The sequence below is a fragment of the Herbaspirillum sp. genome, from assembly GCF_035644555.1.
Taxonomy (GTDB): Bacteria; Pseudomonadota; Gammaproteobacteria; order Burkholderiales; family Burkholderiaceae_D; genus Herbaspirillum.
Genome location: NZ_DASQOH010000021.1, coordinates 1 through 13,327 on the forward strand (window position 1 = coordinate 1; position 13,327 = coordinate 13,327).

The 13,327-nt window shown below is 63.6% G+C and carries 12 protein-coding genes; 6 read left to right on the forward strand and 6 right to left on the reverse strand.

Annotation, left to right across the window (positions count from 1 at the left end):
• A partial coding sequence (locus VE092_RS06825) for a cytochrome c (RefSeq protein ID WP_324875138.1) occupies positions 1-304 on the forward strand: 304 nt, incomplete at its 5' end.
• Between the two features lie 92 nt (positions 305-396).
• On the opposite strand, the gene VE092_RS06830 is transcribed toward VE092_RS06825, so the two are convergent.
• The 6 genes from VE092_RS06830 to VE092_RS06855 all read right to left on the reverse strand — a co-directional run bounded on the left by VE092_RS06830 (position 397) and on the right by VE092_RS06855 (position 8,096).
• The gene (locus VE092_RS06830) at positions 397-1,278 is read right to left on the reverse strand and encodes a carbohydrate ABC transporter permease (RefSeq protein ID WP_006462792.1); all 882 of its coding nucleotides are present in this window, start codon (positions 1,276-1,278) and stop codon (positions 397-399) included.
• Positions 1,278-2,177, reverse strand: a complete 900-nt coding sequence (locus VE092_RS06835) for a sugar ABC transporter permease (RefSeq protein ID WP_324875141.1) — start codon at positions 2,175-2,177, stop codon at positions 1,278-1,280. The genes VE092_RS06830 and VE092_RS06835 overlap by 1 nt, the downstream gene beginning before the upstream one ends.
• 170 nt (positions 2,178-2,347) lie before the next feature.
• Entirely contained in the window at positions 2,348-3,679 is a 1,332-nt protein-coding gene (locus VE092_RS06840) for an ABC transporter substrate-binding protein (RefSeq protein WP_241813142.1), read from the reverse strand.
• A 139-nt stretch (positions 3,680-3,818) separates the two neighbouring features.
• Positions 3,819-4,904 (reverse strand): sn-glycerol-3-phosphate ABC transporter ATP-binding protein UgpC, encoded by a 1,086-nt coding sequence (locus tag VE092_RS06845; RefSeq protein ID WP_324875145.1) that lies wholly within the window; start codon positions 4,902-4,904, stop codon positions 3,819-3,821.
• A 208-nt stretch (positions 4,905-5,112) separates the two neighbouring features.
• The gene (locus tag VE092_RS06850; RefSeq protein ID WP_324875147.1) at positions 5,113-6,072 is read right to left on the reverse strand and encodes a C-terminal binding protein; all 960 of its coding nucleotides are present in this window, start codon (positions 6,070-6,072) and stop codon (positions 5,113-5,115) included.
• Positions 6,073-6,359: 287 nt separating this feature from the next.
• A complete protein-coding gene (locus VE092_RS06855; protein WP_234294248.1) occupies positions 6,360-8,096 on the reverse strand; it encodes an IlvD/Edd family dehydratase in 1,737 nt (578 codons plus the stop codon).
• 682 nt (positions 8,097-8,778) lie between these two features.
• Here VE092_RS06855 and VE092_RS06860 point away from each other — a divergent pair.
• From VE092_RS06860 to VE092_RS06880, 5 genes are all read left to right on the forward strand, one after another.
• Entirely contained in the window at positions 8,779-9,105 is a 327-nt protein-coding gene (locus VE092_RS06860) for a hypothetical protein (protein ID WP_324875151.1), read from the forward strand.
• A gap of 24 nt (positions 9,106-9,129) precedes the next feature.
• Positions 9,130-10,113 (forward strand): tripartite tricarboxylate transporter substrate binding protein, encoded by a 984-nt coding sequence (locus VE092_RS06865; RefSeq protein ID WP_324875152.1) that lies wholly within the window; start codon positions 9,130-9,132, stop codon positions 10,111-10,113.
• 65 nt (positions 10,114-10,178) lie between these two features.
• Complete coding sequence (locus VE092_RS06870; RefSeq protein WP_324875153.1) at positions 10,179-10,703, forward strand: tripartite tricarboxylate transporter TctB family protein; 525 nt, start codon at positions 10,179-10,181, stop codon at positions 10,701-10,703.
• A gap of 9 nt (positions 10,704-10,712) precedes the next feature.
• The gene (locus tag VE092_RS06875) at positions 10,713-12,209 is read left to right on the forward strand and encodes a tripartite tricarboxylate transporter permease (RefSeq protein WP_324875156.1); all 1,497 of its coding nucleotides are present in this window, start codon (positions 10,713-10,715) and stop codon (positions 12,207-12,209) included.
• A 51-nt stretch (positions 12,210-12,260) separates the two neighbouring features.
• On the forward strand, positions 12,261-13,322 hold the full coding sequence (locus VE092_RS06880; RefSeq protein WP_324875158.1) for an Ldh family oxidoreductase: 1,062 nt from the start codon (positions 12,261-12,263) through the stop codon (positions 13,320-13,322).
• The last annotated feature ends 5 nt before the right edge of the window (positions 13,323-13,327 follow it).

Below are 13,327 nucleotides of genomic sequence, written 5' to 3' on the forward strand. Positions count from 1 at the left end.
CGAGACCTTCCCGACCCTGGCGCTGTCGCCCACGGTGAATGCGGAAAATCCGGCATCGCTGATCCGCATCGTGCTGGAAGGCGCCGAAATGCCCTGGACCCACAAGGCCCCGACGCAATTCGCCATGCCGGCCTTCGGCAGTCGCCTGTCGGATCAGGAAGTGGCCGATGTGGTCACCTTCATCCGCAGCAGCTGGGGCAACCAGGCCTCGTCGGTGAGTGCCTCCGATGTGGCCAAGGTGCGCAAGCAATTGCCGGAGAAGAAGGCAGTGGAGGCGGGCAGTGCGCCGCTGGCCAAGCAATAGGTTCTTCTGCTTGCGCTGCAGGTAATACGCAGCAATGAAAAAGCCCGACGTCCGCGAGGACGTCGGGCTTTTCTCTTTTGGGGACGAGGTTCTTATTCCTTCACCGCCCCCGTCATCCCCGAGACGTAATACTCCACGAAGAAGGAATACACCACCGCCACCGGCAGCGAGCCCAGCAGGGCACCGGCCATCAGGGCGCCCCAGTGGTAGACGTCGCCATCGACCAGCTCGGTGACGATGCCCACCGGTACCGTCTTCACTTCGGATGAAGAGATGAAGGTCAGCGCGTAGATGAACTCGTTCCACGACAGCGTGAAGGCGAAGATGCCGGCCGAGATCAGGCCGGGCACGGCCAGCGGGAGGATGATCTTGACAAGGATCTCCCAGCGCGTAGCACCGTCGATGAGCGCGCACTCTTCCAGCTCATACGGGATCGAGCGGAAGTAACCCATCAACAGCCACGTGCAGAACGGGATGAGGAAGGTCGGGTAGGTCAGGATCAGCGCCCAGCGGGTGTCGAACAGGCCCAGCTTGAACACGATCGCCGCCAGCGGGATGAACAGGATCGAGGGCGGGATCAGGTAGGCCAGGAAGATGCCCAGGCCAACCTGCTTGGAACCCTGGAAGCGCAGCCGTTCGATCGCATAGGCAGCAAAGACGCTGGCCGCCAGCGAGGCGAAGGTCGACACCACCGAGACGATCACCGTGTTCAGCAGCCAGGCCGGATACTGGGTGTCGAACAGCAGCTTCTTGAAGTGCGCCAGGGTCGGCGCCACCACCCAGAAGGGATTGCCGGTCTGGGAGAGCAGTTCGCCGTCAGGCTTGAAGGCGGTGATCACCATCCAGTAGAACGGGAACAGCAACACGAACAGGAAGATCAGCAGCGGGATGTAGATCGTCACCCAGCGGCGCGGGGTCGATTGCAGGAAATCCATGCCCTGGGTTTCCTGCTGGTCGTCTTTTTTCTTGGCCATTATTTGTCACCTCCTTGTTGCCAGCCGCGACGTTGCAGGCCGAAGTACGAGAACATGATCGCTGCCAGCAGGAACGGGATCATGTAGGTGGCCAGCGCCGCGCCTTCACCCAGGGCACCACCGGGGATCGCACGCTGGAAGGAGAGCGTGGCCATCAGGTGGGTGGCGTTCAACGGACCGCCGCGGGTCAGCACATAGATCAGCTGGAAGTCGGTGAAGGTGAACAGCACCGAGAAGGTCATCACCACCGCGATGATCGGGGTCAGCAGCGGCAGCGTCACATGGCGGAACTGCTGCCAGGGGGTGGCGCCGTCGATGGCTGCGGCCTCGTAGAGCGATGGGGAAATGGTCTGCAGGCCGGCCAGCAGCGAGATCGCCACGAACGGGATGCCGCGCCAGACGTTGGCGAAGACGGTGGACCAGCGCGCATTCCAGGGGTCACCGAGGAAGTCGATGTAGTGGTCGATCAGGCCCATCTTGTGCAAGGCCCAGCTGATGACCGAGAACTGCGCGTCATACAGCCACCAGAACGCCAGCGCCGACAGCGCGGTCGGCACGATCCAGGGCAACAGCACGATGGCGCGGAAGAAGGTCTTCAGCGGCACGTTCTTGTTGAGCAGGATGGCCAGCCACAGGCCCAGTGCGAATTTGAGGATACTGGCGCTGACCGTGTAGAACACGGTGTTGAACAGCGACAGCTGGGCCAGCGAATCGCCGGCCAGGTAGGTGAAGTTGTCCAGGCCGACGAAGTTGCCTTCGCCACCGATCTTGGTGTCGGTGAAGCCCAGCCAGATGCCCAGTCCCAGCGGGTAGGTCAGGAACACCACCAGCAGGATCGCGGCCGGGGCCATGAACAGCATGCCCAGTACGTTACGGTTGTTCAGGAATCGGGATAGCATGATTTGCCTCGATGAAAGGGCCGCAGGACAGGCCTGCGGCCAATACGGTGTTCGCTTCTGGTGATGGCTGGACGCCGTCGCGCCGGGTCGGCAGGCCCTGACAACCTGCCCCTTGCCCGCTGTCCCGAGGGAACCCGGCGCGGCGCCGTCCCGCCATCATGCCGTCGGCATCAAGCCTTGTAGTAGCGCTTGGCGCGTTCGGCGGCGCGGTCGATGGCCTGCTGCACGGTCTTGGAGCCGCTGGCCGCTTCCGCCACCATGTCCACCACCACGTAGTCGGCCATGCAGGCCGCCGAAGCTTGTCCCAGCGGGCCTTCGTGACCGTGGTCCAGCATCAGTGAAGCCGAGTCGCGGTACACGGTGGCCTTGGGGTCGTCGGTCCATACCGGGTTCTTCTCGTAGGCCTTCAGCGGCTGGCTGACGTAGCCGATGGAGGCCTTCATCCACGGGTTGTACTGGTCCGGCTCGAACATGAACTGCACGAAGGCCTTGGCCGCATTGGGGAACTTGGTGTGCTTGAACACCATCATCTGGGTGATCTGCATCAGCTCGGTGGGCTTGCCGGCCGGGCCGATCGGGAAGTGCGCGTGCTGCGTATCCTTGCCGATGTCCTGCATCTTCGGATCGGTGGAGTTCTTGGCCGCGTAGTAGACCGAGATGCCGTTGGCGGTCATGCTGATCTGGCCGTCCAGGTAGGCCTTGTTGTTGGATGGGTCCTGCCACGACAGGGTGCCGGGTACGAAGGTAGCGTACAGCTGCTTGGCGTATTCGAGCGCGGCACGGGTCTCGGGCGAGTTGATGGCGACCTTGCCGCTCTTGTCCACCAGCTTGCCGCCATGCGACCACAGCAGCCAGTGCGCCCAGTTGTTGGCATCACCCACGGCCTTGCCGAGCGCGAAACCGACCGGGGTGTCCTTGGCCTTCAAGGCCTGGCACAGCTTGAGGAAGCCGGCGGTGTCCTTGGGGATGGCGTCGAAGCCGGCGGCCTTGATCTGGCTTTCGCGATAGACCAGGGCATTGCCGATCACGCCCAGCGGCAGCGCGATCCACTTGCCGTCCTTGGTGCCGTACTTGCGGCAGACGTCGTACCAGCCGCCATAGCGCTTGCCCAGCGAATCGGCCAGGTCGGTCATGTCGATCAGCTTGGTCGGATACTGCTGCGGGTCGTCGAACCAGCCCAGCACGATGTCCGGGCCGCTGCCCACGTTGGCGGCCACGGCCGACTTCGGACGCACGTCTTCCCAGCCTTCGCTGTCGGTACGCACAGCCACGCCGGTCAGCTCGGTGAATTTCTTGACGTTGGCGTTCCACAGGTCTTCGTCACCCTGGACGAAGCGCTTCCAGCGCAGCACGCGCAGGGTCGCACCTTGTTCGATCGGGTACTTGATGCTGTCGGCGCCGGCAGCGCCGGGGCCGGCGGCAAAGGCATTGACGCCCATGCCGGAAGCGGCCGCTGCGGCCGCACTGGTGACCAGGAATTCGCGTCGTGTCAGCTTGCTCATGTCTCCTACTCCTTCGGTTGAAAGTCGAATTGGACCGCTTTCGGATCGCGACGGAATCGCTCCCCTGCGGATGGACTCTTGTTCTTCTGATGCTGCGCTACTGGTGTTGCCTGGGTACTGCGGTAATGGAGCTGGCGGTTCAGCGGGCCGCCAGGGACTTGCCCGATTCGGCGTCGAACAGGTGCGTGCGGCTATGGTCCGGGACCAGGTGGATCAGGTCACCGGCGCCGAAATCGTGGCGTTCGCGGAAGATGGACGTCAGGCTGGTTTCGCCGAAGCGCGAGAACACTTCGGTATCGGCGCCGGTCGGCTCCACCACGATGACCTTGGTGGCGATGCCCTGGCCGGCGCCACCGATGGAGAGGTGCTCAGGACGCACGCCATAGGTGACCTTCTGGCCATCGCTGCCCTGCAGGGCGCTGCCGTAGGGGGCCGGTACGCGGGTGCCGTCGGCGAACTCGACCTCGGCCGCGCCGCCGTTCTTGCGCAGCGTGGCAGGGATGAAGTTCATGGCCGGTGAGCCGATGAAGCCCGCCACGAACAGGTTGGCCGGGTGGTCGTACAGGTCCAGCGGACGGCCGCGCTGTTCCACCAGGCCATCGCGCATGACCACGATCTGGTCGGCCATGGTCATGGCTTCGATCTGGTCGTGGGTCACATAGATGGAGGTGGTCTTCAAGCGCTGGTGCAGTTCCTTGATCTCGGTGCGCATCTGCACGCGCAGCTTGGCGTCCAGGTTGGAAAGCGGTTCGTCGAACAGGAACACCTGCGGATCGCGCACGATGGCACGACCCATCGCCACGCGCTGGCGCTGGCCACCGGAGAGCTGGCGCGGATAGCGGTCCAGCAACTGGTTCAGGCCGAGGATGTCGGCGGCCTTCTTGACGCGCTCATCGACGAAGGACTTGTCCTTCTTGGCCAGCGTGAGCGAGAAGGCCATGTTGTCGCGCACCGTCATGTGCGGGTAGAGCGCGTAGTTCTGGAACACCATGGCGATGTCGCGGTCCTTGGGCTGGACGTTGTTGACCACCGTGCCGCCGATCAGGATTTCGCCGCCGGTGATTTCCTCCAGCCCGGCCAGCATGCGCAGCAGTGTCGACTTGCCGCAGCCGGAAGGGCCGACCAAAACCGTGAATTCGCCATCGGCGATATCGATGTCGACGCCCCGGATGATCTGGGTGCTGCCGAACTGCTTCTTGACTGCGCGAATCTGTACTGATGCCATCAAATGCTCCTCGTGTGTATCCTCGTATCGACGCTGCGGAACCGGTTCCAGGCGGAGACGGCCACAACGCACTTTGTTCATGCACACCCTGCTCGGGCATGTGGGGGATCTGGTCGATCCTCCTTATTTTTCTGTTTTCTACACTGATGCATCGCCGGCTGGCGGCCGGCGATGGTGCTGCATTGGCGCCCCTTGGCGGGGTTGATGATTATGGATTCTTGCCAGCGACGACCACGTAGGAGGGCCGTCCGTTGCGGTCCCAGTCGATCAGGTTCTGGGCCGCCTTGCGCCGCAGTTCGCGCGCTGCGACATCGGAGAAGAATGCCGCGTGCGGCGACAATAGCACACGTGGATGCTGGACGATAGCCGCCGATGTCTCGGGTGGTTCGACCGGCAACACATCCAGCGCAGCGCCCTTGAGCTTGCCGTTTTCCAGTGCCGCCAGCAGGTCGTCGATCTTGATCAGGCCGCCACGGGCGGAGTTGACCAGATAGCTCTGCGGCTGCAACAGGTTCAGCAGCGAGGCGTCGATCATGTTGCGCGTTTCATCGTTGAGCGGCGTGTGCAGCGAGACCACATGGGCCTGGCGGAACAGTTCCTCGCGGCCGACGCGCTCCACGTAGGCGGGGAAGTCGCCGTCGATGATGTAGGGGTCATAGGCGATCACGCGCTTGAAGAGATTGCGCGAGATATGCGCCATGCGCTTGCCGATGCGACCCAGGCCGATGATACCGATGGTGAGGTCGGAGGCGCGCGGGATGATGCCGGCCGTGGTGTAGTGCCATTCACCGGCCTTGACGGCGCGGTCATAGACGGTGATGTTGCGGATCAGGTCCAGCGCCATCGCCAGGGCATGGGTGGCGACTTCGCCCACGCCATAGTCGGGCGAGTTGGCGACCCAGACGCCGTGCTGCGCAGCGTCGGCGGTATTGATGGTGTCGAAGCCGGCGCCATAGCGGCTGGCGATGCGGATTTCAGGACGCGCCGCGAATACCTTGGCGTTCACCGGTGCGTATTGCACCAGCAGGCCCTGGCAGCCCTCGGAGGCGGCGATGACCTCGTCTTCGGTGCGGCATTGCGCGGTCACGACTTCCACGCCGGCTTCCTTGTAGAGCGCCAGCTCCAGGTCGACATCGGGGAAATCGTAATCGGTAATCAGTACTTTCATTGCTCGTCTCCGTGATGGTTGTCTTGGTCCACCTGATGCAATTACTTCCTGGAGCATGGCCGCCGCTTGTGTGGCTGTACCGTGGTCCCGGGGTACGACTGATGCTGATATTAATGTGCTGCTAATGCTGATTGAATTGCTGTTGATCCTTGCTTAATGGTGCTTGATGCTGCTCAGTGCTGCTCGACATTGCTTCAGGTGGAGTCCGCGACAATCGGGTTTCTTGAAAAAATTCCTTGCTGCCCGCGTCCCGGCCAGCCAGCCGGGACGCGGATTGTTCTGCTTGCCTAGTGGTTATCCTTGGGCACATAGGGGCCGCTCTTGCCGACCAGGAAATCGAGGTCGGCACCCTGGTTGGCCTGCTGCACGTGATCCACATAGAGCTTGACCCAGCCACGCTGCATCTGTGGTGGCAGTTCCGGCTTTTGCCACTGGGCGCGACGTCGTGCCAGTTCTTCCTCCGACACATCCAGGTGCAGCTTGCGGGCTTCCACATCCAGTTCGATGAAGTCGCCGTTCTGCACCAGCGCCAGCGGTCCGCCAGCGGCGGCTTCCGGCGAGACGTGCAAGACCACGGTGCCATAGGCGGTACCGCTCATGCGCGCATCCGAGACGCGCACCATGTCGGTGATGCCTTTACGCAGGACCTTCGGCGGCAGCGGCATGTTGCCGGCTTCGGCCATGCCGGGATAACCCTTGGGGCCGCAGTTCTTGAGCACCAGCACGCAGGTTTCGTCGACGTCCAGGTTCTCGTCGTCGATGCGGCGGTGCAGGTCGTCGCTGTTCTCGAAGACCACGGCGCGGCCGCGATGCTTCAACAGGGCAGGGGTGGCGGCCGAGGGCTTGATCACCGCGCCATCGGGGGCCAGGTTGCCCTTGAGGATGGCGATGCCGGCCGCTTCCTTGAATGGCTTGTCGAAGGAGCGGATGACTTCTTCGTTCCAGTTCGGCGCGTCCTGGCAGTTTTCCCACAGGGTCTTGCCGTTGGCGGTGAGGGCGGTCTTGTCGATCACGCTTTCCAGCTGGCGGATCACCGCCGGCAGGCCGCCGGCATAGTAGAAATCTTCCATCAGGAATTTGCCGGAGGGCTGCAGGTCCAGCAGGCAAGGGAGCTTCTGGCCGATGTCGTCCCAGTCCTTGAGGTCGAGATCGATGCCGATGCGACCGGCGATGGCCAGCAGGTGGATCACCGCATTGGTGGAGCCACCGATGGCGGCATTGACGCGGATCGCGTTTTCAAACGCCTGGCGCGTCAGGATCTTGGACAGCACCAGGTCTTCCTCGACCATCTGCACGATGCGGCGGCCGGCATTGCGCGCCAGCACGTTGCGGCGTGCATCCACGGCCGGAATGGCGGCATTGTGCGGCAGACCCACGCCCAGCGCCTCGACCATGCTGGCCATGGTGGAAGCGGTACCCATGGTCATGCAGTGCCCATGAGAGCGGTGCATGCAGCTCTCGGCCTCGAAGAATTCTTCCTGAGTCATCTTGCCTGCGCGCACATCTTCCGACATCTGCCACACGCCCGTGCCCGAACCGAGTTCACGGCCACGGTACTTGCCCGAGAGCATGGGACCGCCGGACACGCCGATGGTCGGCACGTCCACCGAGGCCGCGCCCATCAACAGGGCCGGGGTGGTCTTGTCGCAGCCCATCAAGAGCACCACGCCGTCCAGCGGATTGGCGCGGATCGACTCTTCCACATCCATGCTGGCCAGGTTGCGGTAGAGCATGGCGGTGGGGCGCAGCAGGGTCTCGCCCAGCGACATCACCGGGAATTCCAGCGGGAAGCCGCCGGCTTCCCAGATGCCGATCTTGACCTGTTCGGCCAGGGCGCGGAAGTGCGAGTTGCAGGGGGTGAGTTCGGAATAGGTGTTGCAGATGCCGATCACCGGACGGCCATCGAACTGGTCGTGCGGGATGCCGCGGTTCTTGACCCAGGAGCGGTAGATGAAACCATCGCGGTCCTGGCGGCCGAACCAGGCCTGGCTGCGGCGGGTGGGTTTTTTGGTGTCGTCAGTCATGATCTTCCCTGACAGGCAGGCCGGATTGGGTGGCGCTGCCCGTGCAAATCCATCTGCTGCAGGCCGGATGGGCCTGCAGTGCGTGCAATGCGGTTTGGTGCTTGCGTGATGCTTGCGTGCTGCTGCGCGCCGGTCCGGTCAGGACTGGCGCACGGGGACCGGGTGACTGTCGCCCTGGTCAAAGAAATAGCGGGAAAAATCGATCAGCAAAAAGGCCAGCAGGGACCCGAAGGAAGAGGCGCGATGCAGGGCGCGACGGGCGCGCACGCTGGAAGCCGAGGCAGCGCAGACGCTATGCGCCCAGCCAGCCGAGGTCCTGCGGTTCAGACTCGTTGCTCTGCCTTGGTAAGCCAATGAGATGTCTCCGTTGCCTGAAGCCGCCGGCGTCTGCCGTGGCGGCTGGGTCTGTGCCGTCCGTTCTGCATCTGCGCCGCCCATCGGGTCGAAAACCATCGGGGCAGGGCTGCGAATGCGACGTGACTTGTTCGATTGGCTGCGAGTCTATTGCAGCTGGATTTGTTTGGTCAAGTGGTAATACCAGAACGCGGGAAAGCTTTTTGGGCAGCGCCACCGCATGGATGGCGGCTGCGCCCCTGCAACATCTGACGAAACCGGCCGTGCGGCTGCAAGCCAGTACTGGCAAGGGTTTGCGGCCGGGTAAAAATGTTGCATAGCACCAAGCATGAATTATTTTGATGCGTTCCATTCATCCTTGACACTGCCGGAACGATGTGAAATTCTAGGCTGCGCTGGTCAGACCACATTACCTGTCGGCGCCGTGCGCAAATGCGATACCCGCACGGGAACAAGTCCAGAACAATCATCCGGCCCGAACCGGAGCATAAGAACAGAAAGCAGCAAGGCACCCGACCTGCACAACGACGAGACAGTCGGAGACATTCCGGAATCGGACGGGAACATCCTGTTCCACCGTTTCGGTGCGCTCATGCAGGTCATGCAGCGGCAACGAAAGTCCTTTGCCAAACGTTGGCCGCAACCCAAGTGTTAGCCGCAACCGACAACGGAGGAGACGATGCAATTCACCCGCAGAACCCTGATCAAGACCCTGCTCGCCGCAGGCGCCGCCTGCAGCATGTTGGCCGCGCCGGCCGCTTTTGCCGCCTGGCCGGAACGGCCCGTGACCCTGATCGTGCCCTGGGGCGCGGGCGGGGGGACCGATGCTACGGCCCGCATCATCGGCGCGCTGCTGGAAAAGGACCTGGGCCAGCCGGTCAATGTGGTCAACCGTACCGGGGGCAATGGCGCAGTGGGCCACCAGGCCATCGCCAGTGCGGCGCCGGATGGCTACACCATCGGCATCGCCACCGTCGAAATCTCGATGATGCACCACCAGGGCCTGACCAAGCTGACCCCGCGCGACTTCACGCCGCTGGCGCTGATGAACTTCGACCCGGCCGCGCTGACGGTGAGCCATGATTCCCCGTACAAGAACTTCGATGACCTGCTCAAGGCGATCAAGGCCAATCCGGGCAAGCTCAAGGCGTCCGGAACCGGGCAGGGCGGTATCTGGCACCTGGGCCTGGCCGGCATGCTGAACGACCTGAAGGTGGCGCCCAATGCGGTGCGCTTCGTCCCCTCCAACGGCGCGGCGCCGGCCATGGTGGACCTGGCAGCCGGTGGCGTGGACATCGTGGCGGCCTCGCTGCCCGAGGCCCGCTCGCTGATCGATGCCGGCAAGGCGGTGCCGCTGGTGGTGATGGCCAACGAACCGGCGGCGCTCTATCCCAAGGTGCCGACCCTGAAGAGCCTCACCGGCAGCACCTGGACCAACGGCGCCTGGCGCGGCATCGTCGCGCCCAAGGGCTTGCCTGCCGACGTGCAGGGCAAGCTCTCGGCCAGCCTGAAGAAGATCTACGACAGCAAGGAATACAAGGACTTCATGAGCGGACGCGGCTTCGGCGTGATGTATGCCGATTCGGCCGAGTTCGGCAAGTTCATGGACAAGAGCGACCAGGACATGGGCGCCATCCTCAAGACGCTGGGCATGGCCAAGTAAGGCCGTGAGCGCCCCGCCTGGCGGTGGGGCGCCGCTGCTGACGTTTCTTTTCCAGGATCGCTTCCATGAAAATCAATGATGCCTTGTCCGGGCTGCTGGTCGCGCTGTTTGCGGCCGTGCTCTGGATCGCTTCTTCCCGTCTGCCCGCGATGGGGCAGGACATCGGTCCCAACGTGTTCCCGCAGGCGCTGGCCGGCGGGCTGATGATCTGCGCCGTGCTGCTGATACTGCGGGGCCTGCGCGGCCTGCGCAAGAGCCGTGCGGCCCACGTATCGACCTTCTCCACGACCGGCAACGAGGACCAGGACGCGCACTGGTTCACGCTGCCCGACTGGTTCGGCAGCCGCCATGCAGTGCTGGCCTTCCTGCTGGTGCCGGCCTCGCTGCTGTTCTACATCTGGGTATCGGAGCCACTGGGCTTCCTGCCCACTGCGGTGCTGCTGCTGCTGGCATTGTTCCTGACCTTCCGGACCCGCCTGATGGTGGCGCTGCCGGTCGCGCTGGTCAGTGCCCTCATCATCCACACCATCTTCTACAAACTGCTCAAGGTGCCACTGCCCTGGGGCATCCTCACGCCGCTGGCCTGGTAAGGAGAGGACATGCTTGCCAATATCTATGCTGCCCTGGGGATGGTGTTCGATCCCTACGTCCTGGCGGTGATCCTCGGGTCGTCCGTGTTCGGCCTGTTCATGGGCGCCGTGCCCGGCCTGTCGGCCACCATGGCGGTGGCGCTGCTGGTGCCGGTGACCTTCTTCATGCCACCGGTGCCGGCCATTGCGGCGATGGTCTCGGCCACCGCCATGGCGATCTTTTCGGGCGATATCCCGGGCTGCCTGCTGCGCATTCCCGGGACCCCTTCCTCGGCTGCCTATACCGATGAAGCCTATGCCATGACCCTGAAGGGGCAGGGCGAGATTGCACTCGGTGCGAGCCTGGTGTTCTCGGTCATCGGTGGCCTGTTCGGTACCTTCGTCCTGATCTTTTCGGCACCGGCGCTGGCCGAGCTGGCCCTGAAGTTTTCTTCCTTCGAGTACTTCTGGCTGGTGCTGCTGGGCCTGACCTGCGCCATCTTCATCGCCTCCGACAATCCGCTCAAGGGCTTCGTGTCGCTGTTCCTGGGCATGTTCATCGCCTCCATCGGCATGGGCAACCCGGCCGGCGCGCCGCGCTTTACCTTCGACCAGCCCGACCTGCTGGGCGGGGTGTCGCTGGTGCCGTTGATGGTGGGCATGTTCGCCATGTCGGAGGTGCTGCGCTTCGCGGTCTCGCGCGACTTCAAGATGAAGGTCGCCGAGAACCGGGTCGGCAATGTCTTCAAGGGCATGTGGGGCCTGCTGGTGAAGTACCCCAAGTCGGTGCTGCGCGGCAGCGTCCTGGGCACCCTGGTGGGTGCCTTGCCCGGGGCCGGCGCCGATATCGCGGCCTGGATGTCGTATGCGATGAGCAAGAAGATGTCCAAGGAGCCGGAGAAATTCGGCACCGGCCATCCGGAAGGCATCGTCGAATCAGGCGCAGCCAACAACTCGGCGCTGGCCGGCGCGTGGATTCCGGCGCTGGTGTTCGGTATTCCCGGCGACTCCATCACGGCCATCGTCATCGGCGTGCTCTACATGAAGAACCTCAATCCGGGGCCGATGATCTTCGTCGAGAATCCGGTGTCGATGTATGCGATCTTCCTCGTCTTCATCCTGGCCAATCTGCTGATGCTGCCGCTGGGCTTCTGGTGTATCAAGATGGCCAAGCGTATCCTGTCCATTCCGCGTGGCATCCTGATGCCGCTGATCCTGCTGTTCTGCATCGTCGGCTCCTATGCGACCAACAACAGCGTCACCGACGTGGGCATCATGCTGGTGTTCGGCCTGTTGGCCTATGTGATGGAAGAAAACGGCTTCCCGGTGGCGCCCACGGTGCTGGGCGTGGTGCTGGGCGGCATGCTGGAAGAGCATTTCGTGACCTCGATGATCAAGTCGGACGGTCAGTTCCTGGCCTTCTTCGAGCGCCCCATCGCCGGCACGCTGGGTGTGATCACGCTGCTGCTGTGGTTGCTGCCGCTGGTGCTCAAGCTGGTGCGCCGGAAACACATGGCCGCCGCCTAGGATGTTTCGGTTTCTGTCAATGATTCAAGCAAGGAAAGGATGGTTGTTGCAATGGCTGCACCCGAACGTTTTTCCGCTGATGCGCTGCGTCAGTTCGCTACCACGCTGCTGCAGAAAGCCGGGCTGGAAGCCGACAAGGCCGACAGCGTCGCCACCACCCTGGTGGACGGCGACCTGCTGGGCCACGACACCCACGGACTGGCGCTGCTGGCGCCCTATGTCAAGGAGCTGGAAAAAGGCAGCATGACCAAGACCGGCCAGCCGCAAGTGCTGTCCGAACGCGCCGCCGCGCTGGCCTGGGATGGCCGCCGCCTGCCGGGGCCGTGGCTGGTGCATCAGGGCATCGATGCGCTCATTCCGAAGGCGCGCGACTACGGCACCGCCTCGCTGACCATCCACCATAGCCATCACATCGCCTGCCTGGCTGCCTATCTGCTGCGCGCCACGCAGGAGGGCTTCATGATGATCCTGGCCAGTTCCGACCCGGCGGTGCAGAGCGTGGCGCCGTTCGGCGGCACCCAGGCGGTATTTACGCCCAATCCGATTGCGGCCGGTATTCCCACCTCCGGCACGCCCTTCCTGGTCGACATCTCGGCTTCGATCACCACCAATGGCATGAGCAATCGCCTGCACAAGGCCGGCAAGCAGTTCGAGGAAGAATGGCTCATCGATGGCCAGGGCAATCCCAGCCGCGACCCGGCCGTGCTGGCCACCGACCCGCCTGGCACCATCTTGCCGCTGGGTGGCTTGTCGGCCGGGCACAAGGGCTTCGGGCTGGCGGTGCTGATCGAGGCGCTGACCGGCGGGCTGTCCGGTTTCGGTCGTGCCGATCCGCCGGCGGGGTGGGGCGCGACGGTATTCATGTCGCTCTACGATCCTTCGGCCTTTGGCGGTGAACAGGACTTCAAACGTCAGATGGACCACATCGCCGCATCCTGCCGCAACAATCCGCCGCGTCCGGGCGTGGGTCAGGTGCGCATGCCGGGCGACCGCGGCATGCAGCGCCGTGCCGAGCAGATGGCCCAGGGCGTGGCGCTGCATCCGACCATTGCGCCCATGCTGCGCGAGAGCGCCGCCGCCTACGGACTGGAGTTTCCCGCCACCCTGAGCTGATCACA